This is a genomic window from Mycobacterium sp. MOTT36Y, assembly GCF_000262165.1.
GTDB lineage: Bacteria > Actinomycetota > Actinomycetes > Mycobacteriales > Mycobacteriaceae > Mycobacterium > Mycobacterium intracellulare.
Window position 1 is genome coordinate 1,506,936 of the sequence record NC_017904.1, and the last position, 26,454, is coordinate 1,533,389.

Sequence of the window (26,454 nt, forward strand, 5' to 3'; positions counted from 1 at the left end):
AGGCGGGAAGCCGCGAGCGGATCATCAGCGACGATGTCGAGGCGGGCGCGATATGAAGAGCGACTGGCGCAGTTACCCATTCCAGTTGGTGCCCGGCGACGGCCAGCTCGAGTTTCCCGCCGCCGAAGGCGAACACCCCGACCAGGAGTCAGACACCTGGTTCATCGCTGGCCAGCTGGACGCCGCCGAGACAGACCGGTCCTTTGCCTTCCTGACGATTTTCAACAAGAACCGGCCCGGCGGGACGATCGTCGCCGATTTCTACACGATGGCGCTCTTCGACCTCGACACCGGCGATTACGGCACGTACACGGATTACGACATGCCGCCGGCCAACCTCGAACCGGGGGCGTCCCGCAAGCTGGAGCTGGCCACGGGTTATCTCGACATCAGCTACGCCGGCGGTGCGGGCACCGCGTCCTGGACCACGTGCCGCAACGGCGACGGGGGTCTACTGCCCTACACCTACCGCGTCAGCCTGGTGGGGGAGGACCATTCCGGCCGGCGGATGCGGCTGGACCTGGCCGTAACCCCCACGCGCGCACCGACTCCGGTGGGCGCCTCGACCTACAATGGCAAGATCGTCTGCTTCGGCCAAGACGACACCTACTCCTACTTCCAGACCGGTATGGCGATGACCGGCACCCTATGCTGGGGCGAGGAGATCCACCAGGTCTCCGGCAACAGTGGCCATGTCGATCGGCAATGGTTTCCAAAATACGCCGGCGGCGGGGGAACGGCGGGGGATCCGCGGGCCCGGTCGCACGAATGGCGCACCATCAACTTCGACAACGGCGTCGACTTGAGCATGTGGCGGCAGTTCGACCGGACGAACGGCAATGTCCTGCAGCCCTTCACCGGTGTCACCACGAGCTACCCCGATCCCGCCACGTCGCCGCAATGCGCCGAAGACATCGAGGTCACGATCAGCAGCTACGTTCGGTGGCCGGAGACGGTGCGGCCCCTGGTGCGCCCGCTTGCCCCGGCCCGGTACATGCCCGACCGTCACCGGATCACCTGTCCCACACTGGGACTCGACATCGTCGGTGAGCCGGTGGTGCCGGCGCCCGCGCATGGCCTGCCGATCGAATACATGGAGGGGCCCTACCGTTACCGCGGGATGCTGGGCGGGCAGCCGGTGACCGCGTTCGCCTTCAACGAACGATCGCTCGCCTTGTATCGGGATTGGGAGCTGGTCGAGGTGCTCACCACCACCGTCGCGAACATCGAACCTTCCGACCCCGACCTGCAGACAACAGCGGATCGTCTGGTGCCGTTGGTGGCCGCCGGGCGGCGGGGCGAGGCGGTCGAACTGCTGACCGCGGTGCGCCCCTCTCAAACCGGTGCGCTGGCAACGCTTCTGGACGATCTGGTCGCGGTGCTGTCGGCCGATGAGTCAGCGAGCTGAACTCGCCAGCGCCTGCGCCCACGTGATGTGTCGGTGCTGCAGCCCCGGCTCGTTGCGGCCGAACACCAGGTGGTCGCGGGCGCCCGACTCGAGGTTGGCCTGGAGCCCCTGCACCAACCGGTAGTCCTCGTCGCGCACGGTGGCGTGCGCGTATTCGAAGACGGCCTGAGCGCCGGCGGCCACCGATTCGTCAGACAGGTCCTGCGGTGTGGCGTTCTGGTGCACGGTGATCGAGCGGCCCGGCTGATCACCGGGGTAGACGCGGAACAGTTCGCCGTTGGCGATCGTCACCGACAGCACGATGTTGGGGAACAGCGCGTAGATCACGACCATGTTGTGGAACGGATTCCACTGTTCCTCGGGCAGCTCGTCGAGCTCCAGAATGGTGTTGAGCGGAAAGATCAGCCGGTGGTGCGGGCCGAAGGAATCGAACACCGTGCAGTTGCTGCGGGCGATGGTGGCGAACGTCTGCTGGTGGACGGTGGCGAAATGGTAGTTCTCGGCGAAGGTGTCGATCGCCAGCTTCCAGTTGATCGGCGTGTCGAGCACCTTCTCGCCCAACGGCGACCAGCGCCCGATGCCCCAGGAATCGAGTTCGTCGGCCAGCGGCCCCAGGTGCGCGGCCACGTCCAGCGTCGTACCGGGATCCAGTGAAACCCAGAGGAATCCGGCGAACTCGGTGGCCGGGAGTTCGGCCAGGCCATCGGACTTGACGGCAGCGCTGGGAAAACCCTCACGCCCCGGCACACCCACCAACCGCCCGGTGTTGTCGTATGTCCACGCGTGGTAGGGACAGGTGAACCGCTTCGCGGTGCCGCATCCCGTGACCACCTGCGACTGCCGATGCAGGCACACGTTGTCGAACGCCTTCACCGATCCATCGGCAGTCCGGGTCAACAGGATGGAGCGACCCATCACCGTCTTGGTGCAATACGCCCCCGGGGCGGGAAGTTCGGACACGTAGCCGACCAACTGCGGGCTGGCCAGCAGCATGGCCCGGTCGAGGTCGTGGCGTTCGGGACTGGTGTAGTCCCGCGCCTCGACCCGGTGCTCGCTCGGGGCGAGGTCTGTTGTCTTGTCGCGCGCCAACTTCAAGGCGCGGCGGGTCAGGTCGATGAGCTGGTCGCGTTCCATCTGAACTCCGGTGGCAGTCAAGCGCTCGCGGTAACTCTACTAACTTTATAGTGATAATAAATTAAGGTCCACGCGCTGACCCTAGCCGATGTAGGGAAGCAACTGCGGGTGCTGCTGAGCGATCGCGCGCAGCCTCCGATCACCGTCGAGACCGCGCAGGTAGTCGCCGGTCGCCGGGTCCGCGGGAAAGAACGACTCGATGATCAGGCTTTCCACGGAGATGTCGAGCGGACTGCCGAAGGTGGCGATGATGCTGACGAATCGGAGCTCGGCGCCGTCCAGCGTGAGCATCTGAAACGGCACGTAGAGCTCGCCGGTCCGCTCGCCGCGGTCGCCGCCCTTGGGCACCGGATAACTCGAGAGCTCCTCGTAAAGACGGCGGATGTCCGGGGCCGCGGTGGCCTGCGCGTGCCGGCGAACCCGGCCCAGGATGGCGGCGTGCACCTCGGCGCGGTTGAGCAACCGCTGCGCCAATCCCCGCGGGTGCAGGCACAACCTCATGACGTTGATCGGTGGGCGCAGCAGTTCGGCGTCGACCCCTTCGGCGAGCACGACGCACCCCACATTGCCCGCTATCAGGTTCCAGCAGGCATCGGTGACGATGGCCGGGTACGGGGCGTGGCCGGCCAGTACCGCGTCGACGGCCGCCTTCACCGGCCTCATGCGTTCGGCGTCCAGGGTGTGCTCGCCGAACATCGGTGCGTAGCCGCCGTCGAGCAGCAGTCGGTTGCGCGCGGCCAGCGGCAGGTCCAGGGACTCGCCGACGCGCAGCAACAACGCGCGGCTGGGATTGGCCCGGCCGGTCTCGACAAAACTGAGGTGGCGGGGCGAAACACCTAGCTGATGCGCGAGTTCCATCTGGCTCAATCGCCGACGGGTGCGCCACTCGCGCACCGCCAGACCCGCTGTACTCCCAGGCATCGTGAAGAACCTAACGCCGTTGCGTGGAGCTAAACCACTACCTCGAAGGTAATCGACCTACTTACCTGCGCGGCGAAGACTGCATGCATGACCACCACAACGAAACCAGCCTCACCGCCGCAGCCCGCGGGCCTGCGCCGCGCGTTCGCCGCCGCCGCCGTCGGTCGGATCCTGTTGGGCGCCACGGCGTTTGCCTACCCGGCGTCCCAGACTCGGATGAACGGGGTGCCCGATCACATGCTGTCCACGGAGCTCAAGTATCTGATCCGCATTTTCGGGGCGCGGGCCCTGGCCCTGGGCATCGGTTATCTCGGCAGCGACGAACCCAATCGGCGGCGCTGGCAATACATCGGCCTGATGGTCGACACGCTGGACAACATCAACGCCCTGCTGGAGCTGAGACATCTCCAGCGCGGCGACCCCAGGGTCCGCTCGCTGCTGAGCCTCATGGCGGTGACCGGCCCGTACGCCGTGCTGGGCGCGGTGGGCGCGCTGCAGCGCCGAGGCGGCACCGTGACGCACATGTGACCAGTGTGGTCAATGTGTCATATGGGGTTTGTGTCGTACCCTGTGGCTTGTGTCATCGGTTTCGCGGCGCGACCTGTTCAAATACGCGGCCGCGGCGCCTGCCCTGTTGGGTCTGGGCGCCGCCGGCGCGTCGCTCGGCGCCGCGCCGGCCTCGGCGTCGCTGGGCACCCTGCTGGACTACGCGGCCGGAGTCATCCCGGCCAGCCAGATCCGGGCCGCGGGCGCCGTGGGATCGATCCGGTACGTCTCTGATCGACGGCCCGGTGGCAAGTGGATGCTCGGCAAGCCGATCCAGGTTGCCGAGGCGCGCGACCTGCACAGCAATGGACTCAAGATCGTCTCCTGCTACCAGTACGGCAAGGGCAACACCGCGGACTGGCTGGGCGGCGCCAACGCCGGCCTGCAGCACGCGCAACGCGGAATGCAGCTCCACGCCGCGGCCGGCGGCCCCGCCACGGCGCCCATCTATGCCTCGATCGACGACGACCCCTCCTATGAGCAGTACAAGAGCCAGATCGCGCCGTACCTGCGGTCGTGGGAGTCGGTCATCGGCCATCAGCGCACAGGCGTGTACGCCAATTCGAAGACCATCGACTGGGCACTGCACGACGGTTTGGGCTCTTACTTCTGGCAGCACAACTGGGGCTCGCCCAAGGGGTATGCCCATCCCGCCGCCCACTTGCACCAGGTTGAGATCGACAAACGCAGCGTCGGCGGGGTGGGCGTGGACATCAACGAGATCCTCAAGCCCCAATTCGGGCAGTGGGCCTAGCGGCCCCACATCGTCGTCCGGTCCGACCGGGATGCGGACTCTTAGAAAGCCCAGCAAACACTCGTTCGCTCATTTTCGCGTCGGGTCGGTGTGCCCGCCCGGCGGTCGGCATCGGTGATGCCGCTCAGACGGCGCTCCGCGGCCCCAAAAATTTATATAACGATTCGATAACAAAACTGCTTTGATCTGCGCAGTTATAGCTACTCGACCGTAACCACCTGCATGCAGCAGGTTTGGGAATCGCGTCCGCGCCGCCGGTCAAACCCCGTGTTACCCAGGACACGGTTACCCATGCGTAGAACTCGCCAGTAACCGATCACCACGCAAAACGGGGGTGGAATCTTATGACACTCTTAGTACAGCCGATGAAGTCCGTCGCACCGCTCAGCGCCATCCGGGCGGTCGCCGACAACGCACCGGCCGCCGTTTCCCGGCTGTGATTCGACGCTGAACCACGCCGCATCGAGGAGCACTGGCGAGTGCCCACCCTCTGGTGGTGACCGCCCATACGAACCGAGACGTAAAGACGCATACCAGGGGAGACAGAGAAGGTGACAATCCACGAGCATGACCGGGTGTCCGCCGAGCGCGACGGGCAGGGCCCGCAGGGAGGCAAGCACCCAGCCGGGGACACCCACGCTCTTGTCGACCGCCTGACGGCCGGTGAGCCCTACGCCGTGGCGTTCGGTGGCCAGGGCAGTGCCTGGCTGGAGACCCTCGAAGAACTGGTGTCGTCGGCCGGCATCGAATCGGATCTGGCGGGGCTGGTCGGTGAGGTCGAACTGCTCCTCGAGCCGGTGGCAAAAGAGCTGGTCGTGGTGCGTCCCATCGGCTTCGAGCCGCTGACGTGGGTCCGCGCGCTGGCCGCCGAGGACCCGATCCCGTCGAACAAGCACCTGACCTCGGCCGCGGTATCGATCCCGGGCGTGCTGCTCACCCAGATCGCGGCCGTGCGCGCGCTGGCGCGGCAAGGCATGGATCTGAGCGCGACGCCGCCGGTGGCCGTCGCCGGGCATTCCCAGGGCGTGCTCGCCGTCGAGGCGCTCAAGGGCGGGGGCGCTCGCGACGTCGAGCTGCTGGCGTTGGCCCAGCTGATCGGCGCGGCCGGGACGCTGGTGGCCCGTCGCCGCGGGATCTCCGTGCTGGGCGACCGGCCGCCGATGGTGTCGGTCACCAATGCGGACCCCGAGCGCATCAGCCGGCTGCTCGACGAGTTCGCGCAGGACGTGCGGACCGTCCTGCCGCCCGTGCTGTCCATCCGCAACGGCCGCCGTTCGGTCGTCATCACCGGCACCCCCGAACAGCTGTCCCGCTTCGAGCTCTATTGCCAGCAGATCTCGGAGAAGGAAGAGGCCGACCGGAAGAACAAGCTGCGCGGCGGCGACGTCTTCTCGCCGGTGTTCGATCCGGTGCAGGTCGAGGTGGGCTTCCACACCCCCCGCCTGGCCGACGGCATCGACATCGTCGGCGCCTGGGCCGAGAAGGTGGGCCTGGACGTCGCCCTGGCCCGGGAACTGACGGAATCCATCCTGGTGCGCCCGGTCGACTGGGTGCAGGAGATCACCCGCGTCAACGACGCCGGCGCCCGGTGGATCCTGGACCTGGGTCCCGGTGACATCCTGACCCGGCTGACCGCACCGGTGATCCGCGGCCTGGGTGTGGGCATCGTGCCCGCCGCCACCCGCGGGGGTCAGCGCAACCTCTTCACCGTCGGCGCCGTCCCCGAGGTGGCGCGGGCCTGGTCGAGCTACGCGCCGACGCTGGTTCGCCTGCCCGACGGCCGGGTCAAACTCTCGACCAAGTTCACCCGCCTGACCGGCCGTTCGCCGATTCTGCTCGCGGGCATGACCCCGACCACGGTCGACGCCAAGATCGTGGCCGCCGCGGCCAACGCCGGCCACTGGGCCGAGCTCGCCGGAGGCGGGCAGGTCACCGAGGAGATCTTCGCCAACCGGATCGACGAGCTCTCCGGGCTGCTGGAGGACGGTCGCACCTACCAGTTCAACGCGCTGTTCCTCGACCCCTACCTGTGGAAGCTGCAGGTCGGCGGAAAGCGGTTGGTGCAGAAGGCGCGTCAGTCCGGCGCGGCCATCGACGGGCTGGTCATCAGCGCCGGCATCCCCGAGCTCGAGGAAGCCGTCGAGCTGATCGAGGAGCTGGGCGACGTCGGCATCAGTCACGTCGTCTTCAAGCCCGGCACCGTCGAGCAGATCCGCTCGGTCATCCGCATCGCCACCGAGGTGTCCACCAAACCGGTGATCGCGCACATCGAGGGCGGCCGCGCCGGCGGCCACCACTCCTGGGAAGACCTCGACGACCTGCTGCTGGCGACCTACTCGGAACTGCGGTCGCGCTCCAACATCACCGTCTGCGTCGGCGGCGGCATCGGCACGCCCGAGCGGGCGGCCGACTACCTGTCCGGGCGCTGGGCGCAGGCCTACGGCTTCCCGCTGATGCCGATCGACGGCATCCTGGTCGGCACCGCGGCAATGGCGGCCAAGGAGGCCACGACCTCGCCGTCGGTCAAGCGGATGCTGGTGGAAACCCAGGGCACCGACCAGTGGATCGGCGCCGGGAAAGCCTCCGGTGGCATGGCATCCAGCCGCAGCCAGCTCGGCGCGGACATTCACGAGATCGACAACAGCGCCTCGCGGTGCGGACGGCTGCTCGACGAGGTCGCCGGTGACGCCGACGCCGTGGCTCAGCGCCGCGACGAGATCATCGCGGCGATGGCCACCACCGCCAAGCCGTACTTCGGCGACGCCGGCGAGATGACCTACCTGCAGTGGCTGCAGCGCTACGTCGAGCTGGCCATCGGGGACGGCGATTCCACCGCCGACACCGCCTCACCGGGCAGCCCGTGGCTGGCCGACACCTGGCGCGACCGTTTCCAGCAGATGTTGCAGCGCGCCGAAGCGCGTTTGCACCCAAAGGATTTCGGCCCCATCGAGACGCTCTTCAACGACGAGGCCCTGCTGGAGAACCCCGGGGCGGCGATCGATCTGCTGCTCGAGCGCTACCCCGACGCCGAGACCGTCCAACTGCACCCGGCCGACGTTCCGTTCTTCGTCACCCTGTGTAAGACGGTGGGCAAGCCGGTCAACTTCGTGCCGGTCATCGACAAGGATGTGCGGCGCTGGTGGCGCAGCGACTCGCTGTGGCAGGCCCACGATGCCCGCTACGACGCCGACCAGGTGTGCATCATTCCGGGCACCGCGGCCGTCGCGGGGATCACCCGAATGGACGAACCCGTCGGTGAACTGCTGGACCGCTTCGAGCAGGCGGCCGTCGACGAGGCGCTGGCCGCCGGGATCGAGCCGACGGCCGTCACGTCGCGCCGCACCGGCCGCGCGGATGTGACCGGGCCGTTGGCCGTCGTGCTGGATGCCCCGGACGTGCAGTGGGCCGGCCGCACCGCGATCAATCCGGTCCACCGGATCGCCGACCCCTCCGAGTGGCTGGTGCACGGAGACTCCGAAGGACCCGAAAGCCGCCGCGCCACGCACTCGTCGACCGGGGCGCGGCTGCAGGTCGAAGGCGACCGCGTCGTCCTCAGCGTCCCGGTGTCAGGGGTCTGGGTCGAGATTCCGTTCACCTTGCCCCCCAACACCGTTGACGGCGCGACGCCGGTGGTCTCCACCGACGACGCCGCCACGGCCATGCGGTCGGTGCTGGCGATCGCCGCCGGCGTCGACGGGCCGGAGTTCATGCCCCCGGTCACCGACGGAACGGCCACCGTCACGGTGGACTGGGACCCCGAGCGCGTCGCCGACCACACCGGTGTCACGGCCACCTTCGGGGAGCCGTTGGCGCCCAGCCTCACCACCGTGCCCGACGCCCTGGTCGGCCCGTGCTGGCCCGCGGTCTTCTCCGCAATCGGTTCGGCGGTCACCGACACCGGCATCCCGGTGGTGGAGGGGCTGCTGAGCCTGGTGCATCTCGACCACGCCGCGCACATGGTCGGCGCGCTGCCGAAGAACCCGGCCCAATTGACGATCACCGCAACGGCTTTGGCGGCCGCCGACACCGACATGGGGCGCGTCGTTCCCGTCTCGGTCACCATCGCCGGCGCCGACGGTGAGGTGATCGCGACCCTCGACGAGCGCTTTGCGATCCTCGGACGCACCGGTGCCGCAGAACTTGCCGACCCGGTGCGCGCCGGCGGCGCGGTCTCCGAAAACGCCACCGACACTCCGCGTCGGCGCCGCCGCGACGTCACCACCACCGCGCCCGTCGACATGCGACCGTTCGCGGTGGTGTCCGGCGACCACAACCCCATCCACACCGACCGGGCCGCCGCGCTGCTGGCCGGGCTGGAATCGCCCATCGTGCACGGCATGTGGCTGTCGGCCGCCGCCCAGCACGCGGTGACCGCCACCGACGGCCAGGCCCGCCCGCCGGCGCGACTGATCGGCTGGACCGCGCGCTTCCTGGGCATGGTGCGGCCCGGTGACGAGGTCGCCTTCCGCGTCGACCGCGTCGGAATCGACCAGGGCGCAGAGGTTTTGGAGGTCACCGCCAAGGTTAAATCCGACCTGGTGATGTCAGCGACGGCACGCCTGGCGGCCCCGCACACCGTCTACGCGTTCCCCGGTCAGGGAATTCAGCACAAGGGCATGGGCATGGACGTCCGCGCCCGGTCCAAGGCCGCCCGCAAGGTGTGGGACAAGGCGGACAAGTTCACCCGCGACACACTCGGCTTCTCGGTGTTGCACGTGGTGCGCGACAACCCGACCAGCATCATCGCCAGCGGGGTGCCCTACAACCACCCCGAGGGGGTGCTGTACCTGACGCAGTTCACCCAGGTCGCGATGGCCACGGTGGCGGCGGCGCAGGTCGCCGAGATGCGCGAGCAGGGCGCCTTCGTCGAAGACGCGATCGCCTGCGGGCACTCCGTCGGCGAGTACACCGCGCTGGCCTGCGTGACCGGCATCTATGAGCTGGAAGCGTTGCTGGAGACGGTGTTTCACCGTGGATCGAAGATGCACGACATCGTGCCCCGCGACGAGCTGGGCCGGTCCAACTACCGGCTGGCGGCGATCCGGCCGTCGCAGATCGACCTCCCCGATGACGAGGTCCCGGGGTTCGTCGCGGGAATCGCCGAGAGCACGGGCGAATTCCTCGAGATCGTCAACTTCAACCTGCGCGGCTCGCAGTATGCGATCGCCGGCACGGTCCGCGGGCTCGAGGCGCTGGAGGCCGAGGTGGAGCGGCGTCGCGAGATCACCGGCGGCAAGCGCTCATTCATCCTGGTTCCGGGCATCGACGTGCCGTTCCACTCGCGGGTGTTGCGGGTGGGAGTCGCGGAGTTCCGGCGCTCCCTCGACCGGGTCATGCCGCGCGACAAGGATCCCGACGTCATCATCGGGCGCTACATCCCCAACCTGGTGCCCCGCCCGTTCACCCTGGACCGCGACTTCATCCAGGAGATCCGCGACCTGGTGCCGGCCGAGCCGCTCGACCCCATCCTCGCCGACTACGACACCTGGCTCGCCGAGCGTCGCATCGAGATGGCGCGCACCGTCCTGATCGAGCTGCTGGCCTGGCAGTTCGCCAGCCCGGTGCGCTGGATCGAGACCCAGGACCTGCTGTTCACCGAGGAGGCCGCCGGCGGCCTGGGTGTGGAGCGGTTCGTCGAGATCGGCGTGAAGTCCGCGCCGACCGTCGCCGGGCTGGCCACCAACACGCTCAAGCTCCCCGAATATGCCCACAGCACAGTCGAAGTGCTCAACGCCGAGCGCGACGCCGCGGTGCTGTTCGCGACCGACACCGATCCCGAGCCGGAGCCCGAGGTCGACGAGGTCGCGGTCGAGGCGCCGGAGGCATCCGGTTCGCCGGTGGAGGCCGCCCCGGCCGCCCCCGCACCGGCGGCCGCCGCATCGGGCCCGCGCCCCGACGACATCGGATTCGACGCCGCCGACGCGACGTTGGCGTTGATCGCGTTGTCGGCCAAGATGCGCATCGACCAGATCGAGGAGCTGGACTCCATCGAATCCATCACCGACGGTGCCTCATCGCGGCGCAACCAGCTGCTGGTGGACCTGGGTTCGGAGCTGAACCTCGGCGCCATCGACGGCGCCGCCGAAGCCGACCTGGCCGGGCTGCGCGCCCAGGTGACCAAGCTGGCGCGCACCTACAAGCCTTACGGCCCAGTGCTTTCCGACGCGATCAACGACCAGCTGCGCACGGTGCTGGGCCCGTCGGGCAAGCGGCCCGCCGCCATCGCCGAGCGGGTCAAGAAGACCTGGGAGCTGGGCGAGGGTTGGGCCAAGCACGTCACGGTCGAAGTCGCGCTGGGAACCCGCGAGGGCACCAGCGTCCGCGGCGGCGCCATGGGTCATCTGCACGAGGGGGCCCTGGCCGACGCCGCCGCCGTCGACAAGGCCATCGACGCCGCGGTCGCGTCCGTCGCCGCGCGCCACGGCATCTCGGTCGCGCTGCCGTCGTCGGGCGGTAGCGGTGGCGGTGCGACCATCGACGCGGCCGCGCTGGGCGAATTCACCGCCCAGATCACCGGACGCGACGGCGTGCTGGCGTCGGCGGCCCGCCTGGTGCTGAACCAGCTGGGCCTCGACGACCCGGTCAGCGCGTCGCCGGCGGCCACCGATGCCGAGCTGATCGACCTGGTGACCGCCGAACTCGGCGCGGACTGGCCACGCCTGGTCGCGCCCGTGTTCGAGCCGAAGAAGGCGGTGCTGTTCGACGACCGGTGGGCCAGCGCCCGCGAGGACCTGGTCAAGCTGTGGCTGACCGACGAGGGCGACATCGACGCCCGGTGGGTGGAGCTGTCCGAAAGGTTCGAGGGCGCAGGTCATGTCGTGGCCACCCAGGCCACCTGGTGGCAGGGCAAGGCCCTGTCCGCGGGCCGGCAGATCCACGCGTCGCTGTTCGGCCGGATCGCGGCCGGCGCCGAGAATCCGGATCCCGGCCCCTACGCACACGAAGTCGCCGTGGTGACGGGGGCCTCCAAGGGCTCGATCGCGGCGTCGGTCGTCGCGCGACTGCTCGACGGCGGCGCCACGGTCATCGCCACAACGTCGAAGCTCGACGACGAGCGGCTGGCGTTCTACCGGGGCCTGTATCGCGACCACGCTCGTTACGGCGCGGCGCTGTGGGTGGTCGCGGCCAACATGGCCTCCTACTCCGATATCGACGCCCTGGTCGAGTGGGTCGGCACCGAGCAGTCCGAAAGCCTTGGGCCGCAGTCGATTCACATCAAGGACGCGCAGACCCCGACGCTGCTGTTCCCGTTCGCGGCGCCGCGCGTCGTCGGCGACCTGTCGGAGGCCGGCTCCCGCTCCGAGATGGAGATGAAGGTGCTGCTGTGGGCGGTGCAGCGGTTGATCGGCGGGCTGTCGAAGATCGGCGCCGAGCGCGACATCGCGTCGCGGCTGCACGTCGTGCTGCCCGGTTCACCCAACCGCGGAATGTTCGGCGGTGACGGCGCCTACGGTGAGGCCAAGTCGGCGCTCGACGCGTTGGTGAGTCGTTGGCACGCCGAATCCTCGTGGGCGGCAAGGGTCAGCCTGGCGCACGCGCTGATCGGCTGGACCCGCGGCACCGGGCTGATGGGCCACAACGACGCCATCGTCGACGCGGTCGAGGAGGCCGGCGTCACCACGTACTCGACGGACGAGATGGCGGCAATGCTGTTGGCCCTCTGCGACATCGAGTCGAAGGTGGCGGCCGCCGCAGAGCCGATCAAGGCCGACCTGACCGGTGGGCTCGGGGAGGCCAACCTCGACATGGCCGAGCTGGCCGCCAAGGCCCGCGAGCGATCCGCCTCGGGCGAGGACGACGACCCCGAGGCGCCCGAGGCCGAGGGCGGCATCGCCGCCTTGCCGTCCCCACCGCGCGGCTACAGCCCCGCGCCGCCCCCCGAATGGGCGGACCTCGACGTCGACCTCAACGACCTGGTGGTCATCGTCGGCGGCGCGGAACTCGGGCCGTACGGTTCGTCGCGGACCCGCTTCGAGATGGAGGTGGCCGGCGAGCTGTCGGCGGCCGGTGTGCTCGAGCTGGCCTGGACCACCGGACTGGTCAAGTGGGAGGACGATCCCCAACCCGGTTGGTACGACACCGAATCCGGCGACTTGGTCGACGAGTCGGAGCTGGTCGATCGCTACCACGACGCCGTGGTCGAGCGGTGCGGCATCCGCGAATTCGTCGACGACGGTGCGATCGATCCCGATCACGCCTCACCGCTTCTGGTCAGTGTGTTCCTCGACAAGGACTTCTCGTTCGTGGTGTCCAGCGAGGCCGACGCGCGTGCGTTCGTCGAGTTCGATCCCGAGCACACCGTGGCCCGGCCGGTGCCGGACTCCAGCGACTGGGAGGTGATCCGCAAGGCGGGCACCGAGATCCGCGTTCCGAGGAAGACCAAGCTGTCGCGGACGGTCGGCGCGCAAATCCCCACCGGGTTCGACCCGACGGTGTGGGGCATCACCCCGGACATGGCCAATTCCATTGACCGGGTGGCGCTGTGGAACATCGTGGCGACCGTGGACGCGTTCCTGTCCTCGGGCTTCACCCCGACCGAGCTGCTGCGCTGGGTGCACCCCAGCCTGGTGGCCTCCACGCAGGGCACCGGCATGGGCGGCATGACCTCGATGCAGACCATGTACCACGGCAACCTGCTGGGCCGGGCCAAGCCGAACGACATCCTGCAGGAGGTGCTGCCGAACGTCGTTGCGGCCCACGTCATGCAGTCCTACGTCGGTGGTTACGGCGCGATGGTGCACCCGGTCGCGGCCTGCGCGACGGTCGCCGTGTCGGTCGAGGAGGGCGTGGACAAGATCCGGCTCGGCAAGGCCGAATTCGTGGTCGCCGGTGGGTTCGACGACCTGACCCTGGAGGCCATCATCGGCTTCGGTGACATGGCGGCCACCGCCGACACCGAGATGATGCGGGCCAAGGGCATCAGCGATTCGAAGTTCTCGCGCGCCAACGACCGGCGCCGCCTCGGGTTCCTGGAAGCCCAGGGCGGTGGCACCATCCTGCTGGCCAACGGCGCGCTGGCGGCCAAGATGGGATTGCCGGTGCTGGCCGTGGTCGGCTACGCACAGAGCTTCGCCGACGGTGTGCACACCTCGATCCCGGCGCCCGGGCTCGGAGGCCTCGGCGCCGGCCGCGGTGGCAAGGACTCGCAGCTGGCCCGCTCGCTGGCCAAGCTGGGTGTGGGGGCGGACGACATCGCGGTCGTGTCCAAGCACGACACCTCGACGCTGGCCAACGACCCCAACGAGACCGAGCTGCACGAGCGGTTGGCCGACTCGATGGGCCGGTCGCCGGGCAACCCGCTGTTCGTGGTGAGCCAGAAGACCCTCACCGGTCACAGCAAGGGTGGCGCGGCGGCGTTCCAGCTGATGGGCCTGTGCCAGATGCTGCGTGACGGCGTCATCCCGCCCAACCGCAGCCTGGATTGCGTCGACGACGAGCTGGCCACCGCCGGTCACTTCGTCTGGGTGCGTGAGGCTTTGGACCTGCGCGGCAAGTTCCCGCTCAAGGCCGGTCTGGTGACCAGCCTCGGCTTCGGCCACGTGTCGGGTCTGATCGCGTTGGTGCACCCGCAGGCGTTCATCGCCGCGCTGGACCCGGCCGATCGGGACGGCTACCGCAAGCGGGCCGAGCAGCGCCTGCTGGCCGGTCAGCGCCGGCTTGCCTCCGCGATCGCCGGCGGGCGTCCGATGTATGAGAAGCCGGCCGACCGGCGGTTCAACCACGACGAGCCGGAGAAGCGTCAGGAGGCGGCGATGTTGCTCAACGCCGACGCCCGCCTCGGCGAAGACGATCTTTACGTCGGCTAGGGTCGGTGCGTGGCGATCGTCGGAGTAGGCATCGATCTCGTCTCCATCCCTGATTTCGCCGAGCAGGTCGACCAGCCGGGAACTGTTTTCGCCGAGACGTTCACCCCGGGTGAGCGCCGCGACGCCTCGGACAAGAGTTCGTCGGCGGCGCGTCACCTGGCGGCCCGCTGGGCGGCCAAGGAGGCGGTGATCAAGGCATGGTCGGGGTCTCGCTTCGCGCAGCGGCCCGTGCTGCCCGAGGACATCCACCGCGACATCGAGGTGGTCACCGATATGTGGGGGCGGCCGCGGGTGCGGTTGAGCGGCGACATCGCCAAACACCTGGCCGATGTGATCATTCACGTGTCGTTGACGCACGAGGGGGACACCGCTGCCGCGGTGGCGATCCTGGAGACGACGTAGGCTCCTCCCTCTGTCTTCGAGTGTGGGTCCTCTGGACGAATTCACGCCGGTCTTCGTACCTGGCCCCCACACTCGACGGCGCGCGCGTAGGAGGAAGACATGAGCGATCTGGTTGACCGCGTCCGCGAGGTGCTGCCGTCGGTGCGGCGCGACCTGGAAGACCTGGTGCGCATCGAATCGGTGTGGGCCGATCCCGGCCGGCGCTCCGAGGTGCACCGCAGCGCCCAGGCGGTGGCAGATCTGTTGTCGCAGGCCGGTTTCGGCGACGTGCAGATCGTCAGCGAGGGGGGAGCGCCCGCGGTCATCGCGCGCCATCCCGCGCCGCCCGGCGCGCCGACCGTGCTGCTGTATGCCCATCACGACGTGCAGCCCGAGGGCGACCGCGGCCAGTGGACGTCGCCGCCGTTCGAGCCCACCGAACGTGACGGACGGCTCTACGGCCGCGGCAGCGCCGACGACAAGGCCGGTATCGCAACGCATTTGGCGGCCTTTCGGGCACACGGCGGCCGGCCGCCCGTCGGCGTGACCGTGTTCGTCGAAGGCGAAGAGGAATCCGGCTCGCCCTCGCTCGCCCGATTGCTTGCCGCCCACCGCGACACGCTGGCCGCCGACGTGATCGTCATCGCCGACTCGGACAACTGGAGTGTCGACACCCCGGCGCTGACCGTGTCGCTGCGCGGATTGGTCGACTGCGTGGTGGAGGTCGCCACGCTCGACCACGGGCTGCACTCCGGCCTGTGGGGCGGGGTGGTGCCCGACGCGCTCACCGTGCTGGTGCGGTTGCTGGCCAGCCTGCACGACGACGACGGCAACGTGGCCGTGGCGGGCCTGCACGAAACCGACACCGCCGCGCTGCACTACCCCGACTACCCGGCCGAGCGGGTCCGCACCGACTCCGGCCTGCTCGACGGCGTGTCGGAGATCGGGTCGGGCTCGGTGCCGCAACGGCTGTGGGCCAAACCCGCGATCACGGTGATCGGCATCGATACCACCCCCATCGAGAAGGCGTCGAACACGCTGATCCCGCGGGCACGGGCCAAGATCAGCATGCGCGTGGCCCCCGGCGGCGACGCCGCCGCGCACCTGAACGCCCTCACCGCCCATTTGCAAAGCCACGCACCGTGGGGCGCCCACGTCAGCGTCACCCGCGGCGACCTCGGCGAGCCCTACGCCATCGAGGCCAGCGGCGACGTCTACGACGCGGCCCGCGTGGCGTTCCGGCGGGCGTGGGGGGCCGAGCCCATCGATATGGGCATGGGCGGCTCCATCCCGTTCATCGCGGAATTCGCCGCCGCCTTCCCGCAGGCAAAGATCCTCGTCACCGGCGTGGAAGACCCGGGTACCCAGGCGCACAGCATCAACGAGAGCCTGCACCTGGGGGTCCTGGAACGCGCCGCGATCAGCGAGGCGCTGCTGCTGGCCAACCTGGCCTAGCGGTTGGGCGTCAGCACCACGACGGGAATCGGGCGCGACGTCTGCTCCTGGTACCTGGCGTACTGGCCCTTGTTGACCTTGTTGACGATCTTCCACAGCCGGTCGTATTCGGTGTCGCCGGGCAGGACGGAACGCGCTGTGGCGCCGAAACGCCGCGGGCCGACGTTGATTTCCACCTCGGGGCGCGCCTTCACGTTGTGGTACCAGCCCGGCGAGCGCGCGGCGCCCCCGTTGGACGCGGTCACCAGGTAGTCCTCGCCGTCGCGGCCATAGGCCAGCGCGGCCGTGCGTGGCGCGCCCGTCTTCGCACCAACCGTGTGCAGCAACAGGCTGGGCATCCACATCATCCGGTGCCCGATCCAGCCGTGAGTTCCGCGATACACGTGATCGTGGAACCGGATGAATCCGGTGAGCGCTTTCTCGGCGAGGGAACTCATGGAAGCCAGTATCGCCGCGTGGACAGGATCTCTGCCAGATGAGCCGACAAGCCGCGCGAATGCTTAACGAGACCGACAGTCTCGTCGCATACTGCTTCTACAGGCAGCAGCCACTCGTCCGCAGGAGACGCCACCGTGAGTACGGAAGACACCCTCACCGGCATCACCCCCACCAAGGCCGGCAAGACCCACCGTTACCACTTCGATCGCCACACCCCGGAGTACCGCGAGCGGTTCACCGCAATCACCGAGGAGATGCACGCCAAGTGCCCGGTGGCGTGGACCGACACCTACGACGGGCATTGGGTGGCGGCGGGCAGCCGGGAGGTCTTCGAGCTCGCGCGATGCCCGCACGTGTCCAACGACCACGACGTCACCGGCGAAGGCACCGGCTACAAGGGCATCACCATTCCCACGATTCCGCAGGGCACCGGCGTGCGTGGCGGCATGCTCGAGATGGATGAACCCGAGCACTCCGCCTACCGCAGCATCCTCAACCCCTACCTGTCGCCGGCGGCCATCAAACGCTGGAAGCCATTCGTCGACGAGATCGTGCGGGCCAGCATCGACGAGAAGATCGAAACCGGGCGGATCGACTTCGTCGACGATCTCGCGAACGTCGTGCCGGCCGTCCTGACGCTGGCCCTGATGGGCGTTCCGCTGAAGAAGTGGCAACTCTATTGCGAGCCGGCCCACGCCAACGTCTACACGCCCGCCGATTCCCCGGACGCCCCAAGGGTTTTGGAGCAGACGATGGCGATGGGCGCGGACCTGTTCAACCACCTCCTCGAGATCCGCGAGAATCCGCGCCCCGGCATAGTGGACGCGCTGGCACGACTGCGGATCGACGGCGAACCCGCCCCCGACGCCGAACTGCTCGGAATGCTCGGCCTGATCATCGGCGGAGGTTTCGACACGACGACGGCGCTGACCGCGCACGCGCTCGAATGGCTCGGCGAAAATCCCGAGCAGCGCGAACTGCTGAGGCGGGAATCGGAGACGTTGCTCGCCTCGGCGACCGAGGAATTCCTGCGTTTCTTCACGCCCGCGCCGGGGGACGGCCGCACGATCGCCGCCGATCTCGAGATCGCGGGCACGCAGTTCAAGGAGGGCGATCGCCTGTGGCTGTCCTGGGCGATGGCCAACCGCGATCCCGCGGTGTTCCCCGATCCGAATCGATTGGACCTCGCGCGAAAGAACAACCGGCACTTCAGCTTCGGGCTAGGCATCCACCGCTGCATCGGCTCGAATGTCGCGCGGGTGGTGTTCAAGTCGATGCTCACGGCGGTCCTCGACCGGATGCCCGACTACCGCTGCGACCCCGAAGGCACCGTGCACTATCCGACCATCGGCGTGATCCAGGGCATGCAGCACCTTCCGGCGACCTTCACCCCCGGCAGGCGGCTTGGACCCGGCATCGACGAGACGCTGGAGAAGCTGCAGCGGGTGTGCGACGAACAGGGGATCGCGCGGCCGATCACCGAGTACACCGAGGCCGCCGTAATCAGCTAGACGGACAGGTCGCGGCGCAGCTTGGCGACGTGGCCGGTCGCTTTGACGTTGTACTGCGCGACGGCGATCTTGCCCTTCTCGTCGACCACGAACGTCGAGCGGATGACGCCCGTGACGGTCTTGCCGTACATCTGCTTTTCGCCGTAGGCGCCATAGGCCGTCAGCACTTTGCGATCGGGATCGGACAGCAGCGGGAACGTCAGCCCCTCCGCGTCACGGAATTTGGCGAGCTTCTCTGGCTTGTCGGGGGAGATGCCGATGACGTCGAGGCCGGCGCCGTTGAGCTCGGCCAGGCTGTCCCGAAAGTCGCACGCCTGCTTGGTGCACCCGGGAGTCGACGCGGCCGGATAGAAGTAGACGATGACCCGGCGCCCCTTGTAGTCGGCCAGCGACACCTTGTTGCCGTCGGCGTCGGGCAGGTTGAAGGAGGGCGCTTTGTCGCCGGGTGCAAGCCGCGTGGTCTCGGTCAAGGTGGGGCCCTTTCTGTTCACCGGAGCGTCGGGGTTACCGCCAGCTGATCTAGGGTAGTTCGGGCAGGTGCATGAGCCGGATAGTGGGCGACTTGGAGGACACAGTGGCGGACCGCGACCCCGAAGCCATCAAGCGAGACATCGACGTCGCCCGGGACCAGCTGGCGGCCACCGTCGACTCCCTCGCCGAGCGGGCGAACCCGCGTCGCCTCGCCGACGACCTCAAGGCCCGGGTGATCGGGTTCGTGCAGAAGCCCGTGGTGCTGGCGTCGCTGGCCGGGGTCGGGGCGTTGGTCGTGGTCGTGGCGGTTCGCCGCGTCAGGAACCGCTGACGCGGTCGCTCTGGACGTACACCGGAATGTCGTCGGCCCAGGGCTGATTCACCACCATGTCGGCGACCTCGCAGTAGCCGCGTTCGAATTCCCCGGTCGCCGCGTCGACCAGCCGGTACTCCTGCCGCTGCCGGTGGATGGGCTGGGCGTCGAGGATCACGACCCGCACCTCGCCGGGCTCGAACCGGCACCGCTGCTGCAGCGCCTCGATGAGGCACTCGTTGTGCATGTGCCCGTCGCCGAAGTTCCAGCCGAGAACCATTGCGCACAGGACTTCCCCCTCGCACAGGTTGTAGTCGTCCTCGTCGTAGTCGGCCATCGCTCGGTGCGCCAGGGTGAGCAGCGCGCGCCCGTGGGTGTTCATGCCGCGGAAGGCGAGCGCGAGGTGAAGCGGTACCAGGGTTTCCTCTTTGCTGCCATACAACCGCTCGAGCTGCAGGTGCTGCATCGGGCCGAGCGCGCGCGAGCCGACGCGGAACTTCTCGTCGGCCGACGGGCGCACGCACCACAGGGTGGTGTCCCAGTTGCCGGCGTAGTAGCGCATGCCGGGCAGGAAGGAGACCTTGCGCGGGTAGAGGTTTCCCGCTGCGACGGTCCCGGCCATCACGGCGAACAGGAGGGCGATCGGCCACGGGTTGCCGATGTTCGACAGGCCCAGGGGCGCGTGCGTGACGAACAGCCACAGCACGCCGAAGATCATGAACACGTTCCATTCCAGCGGCACGCCCATCGGGAAGGCCAGCAGGATGTTCAGGTGGAACACGATCATCACGAACGCCGCGAGCGCCGTCGGCCAGCCGCCGTGGGAGAACAACAGCACCAGCGGCACCAGCCCTTCGACCGCGGTCGAGAAGTGGGCGATGAAACCCGCCAGTGCGCTGGGCCGCAAATCGTCGGGATAGCGCTTGAACATCGACCGCTTGAGCGGTCCCGACGGGATGAACGGGTTGTTGGCCAGCATCGTCGAGATCACGAACGGGAAGTGCTTGTTGAGCTTGGATGTCGCCGCGCCGAGCCAGATCACCATGAAGACGACCTTGGCCCCGACGACGATGTCCGTCCCGGCGAACAGGAACGTCAGCGTCAGCGGCGCGTACACCTCGCCGCGCGCGGCCAGGAAGATCACCTTGTCGCGCAAGCTGATTAGGGCCAGGACCGCCAGGACGGCGACGGTCTGCCACCGCGGCAGCACGCCGATCGCGGTGTCCAGGGCGGGAATCGGGCCGGTGCCGTCGGACAGCAGCGCGAACACCAGCAGCGCCAGCAGGACACCGTAGAGCAACGCGTCGACGGGAGTTCTGTTGCTGCCCTTGGTCAGTGGCACCCGGTCGGGCCAGGGCGGCAACCGGATGGTGCCGGGGCGCAGCCAGTACAGGATGGAACCCATCGGTGGGAAGTAGCGCCCGGCGAGCGGACCGAAACAGCATCCGAGGCCGACGACTTCGAACAGCATCGTGTACAGCACGGCCTTCTGGAACACGATCGGCTCCGCCCACCAGGCGCTGACCTGAGTGAAGCCACCGATGCCCCGCGTGGACCACGCGAACAGCCAGCCGCCGAGGATGTACAGCGCGATCTTCACGCCGTACATCACGTGCATCACCAGCGGGGTGCCAAAGCCGTGCTGGGCGATGTGGCGGGCCATCGGCACGATGCGTTCGGCGCGTGGTCGTGCGCTCCAGTTGGCCACGTCGACGACGGGCAGATTGGGCCGGATGAACCCCATTGCAGCTCCTTCGACGCGGCAAGACCAATCGGTGCCAGCAAGAAATTACCTGTACGAAGGGCTTTCGCGGGGGGATACGACGGCAACTGGTGGCTGGGCCCGCGCCGGCTACTCCCAACCCGGGGGATCGTTCTCGGCCATGTACGCCTCCCACGCCGCGCGCCGCATCGCCCGCGTGTGCAGGTCCTGGCAGATCGCCCGCGCTCCCGCGGCGTCGGTCGCCCGGCCGAGATCGTGGTGCACGAAGCCCTCGTCGACCCGTTCGGCGCGGAAGCCTCCCGTGGAGACCGCGTGGACGCGGTACTCGCTGCGGTCATCGATGTTGGCGTGGAAGTGGCCCTCGTGGGGTTCGACCCACTTCAGCTCTGTTTTCACAGGTCCCCTCTGGACAAACACCGTCGCAGCGATGGTAGGTCCCCCGCGAGGGCCATGAAAAGGGAGATCCGAGACACTGGCGCCAGTGTGGAAGCAAAAGCCACCGAACGATGAACTATCGGTGAGCTGTGCGCCGTCAGGGTTTCGAACCCCGGACCCGCTGATTAAGAGTCAGCTGCTCTACCAACTGAGCTAACGGCGCTTGTGGTCAGTCAGACCGCGTAGGCGACAATAACAGGCGTCTTGCCGCGGAGTGAAATCCCGACCGTTTCCCAGGATAGCGTGCCCGCGCAGCCGGTTGGGCCTTGCCGGGCTGGGCCGTCGTCAACCGTTCGCCGCGCGATCTGCATGGAAGACGAAAGGTACTGTCGCGCAGTTTCATTCACAACACCGTGCCGCAGAAGGGCGCGCGGTCGGTGGCGAAGGCGGCGTCCAGTTCGGCCAGCGCGCCCGCGCGTACTTCGGTGATGCGGCCGGCCCGGGCCAGCTGGGAAGCCCGGTGCGCCCCCATGTAGATGGTGGCCAGGTCGGCCAGGCCGATCTCGATGTCCGCGGTCCCGTCGTGGGGCGTGCACTTCCCGGCGCCACCGCGTGTTTGCAGCTGGAACCGTCCGCCCGCGAGCTGAAGCGGGTCGGTGACGTCGAGCACGATGTCGGTATCGGCGGTGTAGGTGCGGGCGCCCAGCACCTCGGGGACGTCGTTGATGCGCACCCACAGGAAGTCGCTCACGCCCTTGATCTCCGCGGCGCGTTGATCGGTGAGTTTGAGCGGAAGCGGATCGTCGCCCGGCACGTCGATCTCTACGCGATAGAACATCTCCAGGACCAACAGCGTCTGCAGCAGCTCGGTGTGAGCCTCCTCGGTGATAGGGCAGAAGTCCTCGACAACCACCGTGCCCAGGGGCGGGCGAAACGCATGCTGTTGCGATCCGACGATCCGATACGTCAGGAAGCCGTCGGGATGGATCGTGTAATGCAGCGCCGACCCGTTGCCCCGCTGGGTTTCCCGGTCGTCCAGGTAGTCGGCCCACCACGCGTCGTCCCGGGTGATCGCGCCATTGGTTGCGGCACACCACCGTTCGTAGAGTTCTGGCAAGTGTCGTCTCGCCTCGGCGGCATTGACCTCGCGTGCCCGGCTGCCGCTCGGTGCGGCCCGCAACTTCGCGAAGCGGCGGTCGATCGAATAGGTGTGGCTATAGCTGGCCACCCCGGCGCCGAAGCCGTCGTACATCGCGGTCTGCGTCGGGACCCCACATACGATCGGATAGCCGCGGTCCAACAGAATCCCGAGTCCCTTCGCGCTGAGCTGCGCCCACAGCCCCTTGCCCTGATGCGTTGACGCGACGGCGATCATCGTCAGCCACGCGGCTCGCAGGTTGGCGCCACCCGGCACGGTGAGCTGCGCGCGGTAGATGATCGACGTTCCCACCAGAAACGGATGCTCGGGATCGGAGACGTCCTCGGCGATGAGGATGTCGTCGAGGTTGACTCGGCGTTTCCACGCTTCGAGATCTTCGGGACCCACCGGATCGCCGAACGTGCGGGCCTGATTTTCAAACACCGCCTGCCAGTCGTCTTCGCTTGGATGCCGAATGTTGGTGCCGTCGTCCGTCGTGTTCATTGCACATCCAATCCGCTTGTAGCCCAGGCAATCCGGCACTGCGCACACCGAATCCACGTGCTGAGTGTGCTTTTACGTTCGATACCCGAGTACCAGATGGTCAAACCTCGTGGGCCGCCGCCGGGTGACTGCTCGATGCGAACAGTCGGCGCTGGGGCGGGTCAAAAGGCGCGGTTTCGGGTAGGCGATACGCCATGCTGCAGGTAATCACCCGGCTAGCCATTGCCGCCCCGCGCCGTATCGTCGGGATCGCCTTCCTGGTGCTGGTGGGGGCCGCAGTCTTCGGGCTTCCGGTGGTCAACAGCCTTTCCGGCGGAGGCTTCCAGGACCCGACCTCGGAGTCCGCGCGGGCAACCGAGGTTCTGCGCGACAGGTTCAACCAAACCGATCAGCAGATGCTGATCGTGGTGACGGCCCCGGACGGCGTCCGCAGCGAATCGGCGCGCCGGGTCGCCACCGGCATCGTCGACCAGCTGAAACGATCGCCATGGGTGCTCAACGTGTCGTCGGCGTGGACCATGCCGCCCGATCGCCCCCAGGCCGCGTCCCAGCTGATCAGCAAGGACAACAAATCCGGGATGATCGTCGCCGGGCTGAAAGGCGGCGAGAACGACGCGCAGAAGTACGCCAGCACGCTCACCAGCGACCTGGTGCACGACCGCGACGGCGTAACCGTGCGCGCCGGCGGCATGGCCGTGGCATACGCGCAGATCAACGGGCAGAACCAGCGGGATCTGCTGTTGATGGAGTCCATCGCGATCCCGCTGAGCTTCGCGGTCCTCGTCTGGGTGCTCGGCGGTGTGGTGGCGGCGACGCTGCCGATCGTCCTTGGCCTCTTGGCCATCGTCGGCACCATGTCGGTGCTGCGGTTGATCAGCTTCGCCACCGACGTGTCGACCTACGCCCTGGACCTGAGCATCGCCATGGGCCTGGCCCTGGCCATCGACTACAACCTGCTGATCATCACCCGCTACCGCGAGGAGCTGGCCCGGACCGAGGACCGCGACCGGGCGCTGTATCGCACCATGGCCACCGCCGGCCGGACCGTGCTGTTCTCGGCCACGACCGTCGGGCTGTCGATGGCGGTGATGGCGCTGTTCCCGATGTACTTCCTGAAATCGTCCGCCTACACCATCGTGGTCACCGCGATCATCGTGGCGATCGCCGCGGTGGTGGTCACCCCGGCGGCGATCGTGCTGCTGGGGCCCCGACTGCACGTGCTGGACGCCCGACGGGTGCTGCACCGCATCCTGCACGGACAGCGGTCGTTTCGCGACCACGCACACCAGCCACTCGAGGAGCAGTTCTGGTACCGATCGACCCGGTACGTGCTGCGCCACGCCATGCCGATCGGCCTGAGCGTCGTGGCCCTGCTGCTGTTGCTGGGCGCGCCGTTCTTGGGGGTGAAGTGGGGCTTCCCGGACGAGCGCGTGCTGCCCGAATCCGCGTCGGCGCGCCAGGTCGCCGACATGCTGGACAACGACTTCGCGAACGGGTTCGGCACCGAGGTGTCCGTCGTCGTGCCCGACGCCCGCGGCGTGACCCCCGCCGAGCTGCAGCGGTACGCCGCAGACCTGTCGCGCGTGCCCGACGTGTCGTCCGTCAGCGCACCGGCCGGGACGTTCGCCGAGGGCAATCGGGTGGGGCCGCCCGTCGCCCCCACCGGTGTCGCCAACGGCAGCGCGTTCTTGACCGTCTCCACCACCGCGCCGCTCTATTCGCAGGCCTCGAACACCCAGCTGGACCGGTTGCATCAGGTCGCCGGGCCGGGCGGGCGCGCGGTTCAGATGACCGGGCTCGCGCAGATCAACCGCGACAGCGTCGACGCGATCACCCAGCGTCTGCCGATCGTGTTCGCCCTGATCGCCCTCATCACGTTCGCGCTGCTGTTCCTGCTGACCGGCAGCGCGGTGCTGCCGGTGCAGGCGCTGGTGTGCAACGTGTTGTCGTTGACGGCGGCGTTCGGGGCGATGGTGTGGATCTTCCAGGACGGCCACCTGGGCGCCCTGGGCACCACCCCCAACGGGACGCTGAACGCCAACATCCCCGTGCTGCTGTTCTGCATCGCCTTCGGGCTGGCCATGGATTACGAGGTCTTTCTGGTCTCGCGCATCCACGAGTACTGGCTGGCCTCGCAGGCCATGCGCGAGACGCCGCCCACCGCGGCCGAGGCGCGCGCCGCCACCGACGAGAGTGCGGCCCTGGGCATTGCCGGCATCGGCCGCGTCGTCACGACCGCCGCGGTGGTGATGTCGATTTCGTTCGCCGCGCTGATCCCGGCGCACGTGTCGTTCATGCGCATGCTGGGTCTGGGCCTCACGCTCGGCGTGCTGGTCGACGCCACCCTGGTGCGCATGGTCCTGGTTCCGGCGTTCATCCACCTGCTGGGCCGCTGGACGTGGTGGGCGCCGCGGCCGTTGGTCTGGCTGCGCGAACGGTCCGCCATCGGGGAGGACGGCGAGATCGCGGTCGGACGCGGCCGCTGGGCCCGCGACGCGCCCGACGCGGGCCGCGCACTGATCAGACGGTGGCCCACCAAGGCCACGACGGGGCGCGGGTGACCCGACATGTGTTGTGAGGCAACGCCTTCGACCGGTACCGCGGCGCCGATCCGGGATGGGTCGGAGTAATCCCCATGGGCCGAACCGATATCGCCGCCCTGCTCGCGCTGAGTTCCGCGTTGTGCGTCGCGGTCGGCGACGTCCTGCAGCAACGTGCGGCGCACTGCATCACCGACAGGGCGGTCGGTTCGGTCGAGCTGTTCGCCAATCTGCTGCGCAGCCAACGATGGTGGTGGGGCACTGTGCTGTTGGCCGCCAGCATCGGGTTGCAGGCAGCGGCCCTGGCCGGCGGATCGGTTTTGCTGGTGCAGGCGCTGCTGATGTTTTCGGTGCTCTTCGCGCTGCCCATCAACGCCAGGTTGTCGCATCGCGCGGTGACCGCCGGCGAGTGGATGTGGGCCGCCTTGTTGACGGCCGGGGTCAGCGTGGTCGTCATCGTCGGCAATCCGCGGGCAGGGCATTCGGGCGCCGCGCTGGGAACCTGGGCCGCGGTGGCCGTCGTCCTGGGCCCGCTATTGGTCGGCTGTGTGCTGGCCGGACGGAGCCGCGGCGGGGCCGTGGCCGCGGTGCTGTTCGCGTTCGTGTCGGGGTCGCTGTGGGGCATCTTCGCGGTGCTTACCAAGGAGGTCGTCGCCCGGCTCGGGGACGGCCTCGGCGCGGTGATTCGGACTCCCGAGCTGTACGCCTGCATCCTGGTCGCGCTCGGCGGTGTGGCGTGGAGCCAGTCGGCGTTTCGGGCCGGGCCACTCACGGCGTCCATGCCCACTTTGCAGATGTCACAGCCGGTGGTGGCAGCGGTGCTGGGCGTGGTCGTCCTCGGCGAGACGCTGAACACGGGTCGCGCCGGGATGATCGCCCTGGTGGCGGCCGCGTCGGTGATGACGGCGGCCATCATCAAACTCGCCCGCGTCGAGGCCGTCGCGACCCGCGACCGGGCCGAAGCGCAGCTGCAGGAAGCCCGCGCAGATGTGGTGCCGCGAGGTCGCTGACCTCGCCCTGGTGACGAATTCATTGC

General features: G+C 68.4%; 17 protein-coding genes and 1 tRNA gene. 10 read left to right on the forward strand and 8 right to left on the reverse strand.

Annotated elements, in window-relative coordinates:
- The first annotated feature begins 52 nt into the window (after nucleotides 1-52).
- Nucleotides 53-1,408, forward strand: coding sequence for a hypothetical protein (locus W7S_RS07250; RefSeq protein WP_009957525.1), 1,356 nt, complete (start codon nucleotides 53-55; stop codon nucleotides 1,406-1,408).
- Here W7S_RS07250 and W7S_RS07255 read toward each other — a convergent pair.
- Together W7S_RS07255 and W7S_RS07260 are read right to left on the reverse strand one after the other, a co-directional pair.
- Nucleotides 1,397-2,542, reverse strand: coding sequence for an aromatic ring-hydroxylating dioxygenase subunit alpha (locus tag W7S_RS07255; protein WP_014711120.1), 1,146 nt, complete (start codon nucleotides 2,540-2,542; stop codon nucleotides 1,397-1,399). The two genes, W7S_RS07250 and W7S_RS07255, sit on opposite strands and share 12 nt — an antisense overlap.
- Before the next feature lie 81 nt (nucleotides 2,543-2,623).
- On the reverse strand, nucleotides 2,624-3,463 hold the full coding sequence (locus tag W7S_RS07260; protein ID WP_081490072.1) for a helix-turn-helix domain-containing protein: 840 nt from the start codon (nucleotides 3,461-3,463) through the stop codon (nucleotides 2,624-2,626).
- A gap of 87 nt (nucleotides 3,464-3,550) precedes the next feature.
- Between W7S_RS07260 and W7S_RS07265 the strand changes: the two genes are divergently transcribed.
- From W7S_RS07265 to W7S_RS07285, 5 genes are all read left to right on the forward strand, one after another.
- Entirely contained in the window at nucleotides 3,551-3,991 is a 441-nt protein-coding gene (locus tag W7S_RS07265) for a hypothetical protein (protein WP_008255066.1), read from the forward strand.
- Between the two features lie 49 nt (nucleotides 3,992-4,040).
- Entirely contained in the window at nucleotides 4,041-4,763 is a 723-nt protein-coding gene (locus W7S_RS07270) for a DUF1906 domain-containing protein (RefSeq protein WP_008255068.1), read from the forward strand.
- 551 nt (nucleotides 4,764-5,314) lie between these two features.
- Complete coding sequence (locus tag W7S_RS07275) at nucleotides 5,315-14,569, forward strand: type I polyketide synthase (protein WP_008255069.1); 9,255 nt, start codon at nucleotides 5,315-5,317, stop codon at nucleotides 14,567-14,569.
- A 9-nt stretch (nucleotides 14,570-14,578) separates the two neighbouring features.
- Complete coding sequence (locus W7S_RS07280) at nucleotides 14,579-14,971, forward strand: holo-ACP synthase (protein WP_008255070.1); 393 nt, start codon at nucleotides 14,579-14,581, stop codon at nucleotides 14,969-14,971.
- 99 nt (nucleotides 14,972-15,070) lie between these two features.
- Entirely contained in the window at nucleotides 15,071-16,405 is a 1,335-nt protein-coding gene (locus tag W7S_RS07285; protein ID WP_008255072.1) for a dipeptidase, read from the forward strand.
- Here W7S_RS07285 and W7S_RS07290 read toward each other — a convergent pair.
- Entirely contained in the window at nucleotides 16,402-16,842 is a 441-nt protein-coding gene (locus W7S_RS07290; RefSeq protein ID WP_008255075.1) for a nitroreductase family deazaflavin-dependent oxidoreductase, read from the reverse strand. The genes W7S_RS07285 and W7S_RS07290 overlap by 4 nt on opposite strands.
- A gap of 135 nt (nucleotides 16,843-16,977) precedes the next feature.
- On the opposite strand from W7S_RS07290, the gene W7S_RS07295 reads away from it, so the two are divergent.
- Nucleotides 16,978-18,354, forward strand: a complete 1,377-nt coding sequence (locus W7S_RS07295; protein WP_008255076.1) for a cytochrome P450 — start codon at nucleotides 16,978-16,980, stop codon at nucleotides 18,352-18,354.
- On the opposite strand, the gene bcp is transcribed toward W7S_RS07295, so the two are convergent.
- The gene (gene bcp, locus W7S_RS07300) at nucleotides 18,351-18,824 is read right to left on the reverse strand and encodes a thioredoxin-dependent thiol peroxidase (RefSeq protein WP_008255078.1); all 474 of its coding nucleotides are present in this window, start codon (nucleotides 18,822-18,824) and stop codon (nucleotides 18,351-18,353) included. The two genes, W7S_RS07295 and bcp, sit on opposite strands and share 4 nt — an antisense overlap.
- Before the next feature lie 104 nt (nucleotides 18,825-18,928).
- Between bcp and W7S_RS07305 the strand changes: the two genes are divergently transcribed.
- Entirely contained in the window at nucleotides 18,929-19,156 is a 228-nt protein-coding gene (locus tag W7S_RS07305) for a DUF3618 domain-containing protein (RefSeq protein WP_008255080.1), read from the forward strand.
- Here W7S_RS07305 and W7S_RS07310 read toward each other — a convergent pair.
- The 4 genes from W7S_RS07310 to W7S_RS07325 all read right to left on the reverse strand — a co-directional run bounded on the left by W7S_RS07310 (nucleotide 19,143) and on the right by W7S_RS07325 (nucleotide 22,878).
- The gene (locus W7S_RS07310; protein ID WP_008255082.1) at nucleotides 19,143-20,882 is read right to left on the reverse strand and encodes a DUF3556 domain-containing protein; all 1,740 of its coding nucleotides are present in this window, start codon (nucleotides 20,880-20,882) and stop codon (nucleotides 19,143-19,145) included. The two genes, W7S_RS07305 and W7S_RS07310, sit on opposite strands and share 14 nt — an antisense overlap.
- A 108-nt stretch (nucleotides 20,883-20,990) precedes the next feature.
- The gene (locus W7S_RS07315) at nucleotides 20,991-21,257 is read right to left on the reverse strand and encodes a hypothetical protein (RefSeq protein ID WP_008255084.1); all 267 of its coding nucleotides are present in this window, start codon (nucleotides 21,255-21,257) and stop codon (nucleotides 20,991-20,993) included.
- A 129-nt stretch (nucleotides 21,258-21,386) separates the two neighbouring features.
- Nucleotides 21,387-21,459, reverse strand: a tRNA-Lys gene (locus W7S_RS07320).
- A gap of 180 nt (nucleotides 21,460-21,639) precedes the next feature.
- Nucleotides 21,640-22,878, reverse strand: coding sequence for a GNAT family N-acetyltransferase (locus tag W7S_RS07325; protein ID WP_008255085.1), 1,239 nt, complete (start codon nucleotides 22,876-22,878; stop codon nucleotides 21,640-21,642).
- Nucleotides 22,879-23,072: 194 nt separating this feature from the next.
- Here W7S_RS07325 and W7S_RS07330 point away from each other — a divergent pair, with 194 nt between their 5' ends.
- Together W7S_RS07330 and W7S_RS07335 are read left to right on the forward strand one after the other, a co-directional pair.
- Nucleotides 23,073-25,439, forward strand: coding sequence for an MMPL family transporter (locus W7S_RS07330; RefSeq protein ID WP_008255087.1), 2,367 nt, complete (start codon nucleotides 23,073-23,075; stop codon nucleotides 25,437-25,439).
- 74 nt (nucleotides 25,440-25,513) lie between these two features.
- Complete coding sequence (locus W7S_RS07335) at nucleotides 25,514-26,428, forward strand: DMT family transporter (RefSeq protein WP_008255089.1); 915 nt, start codon at nucleotides 25,514-25,516, stop codon at nucleotides 26,426-26,428.
- Nucleotides 26,429-26,454: the final 26 nt, after the last annotated feature.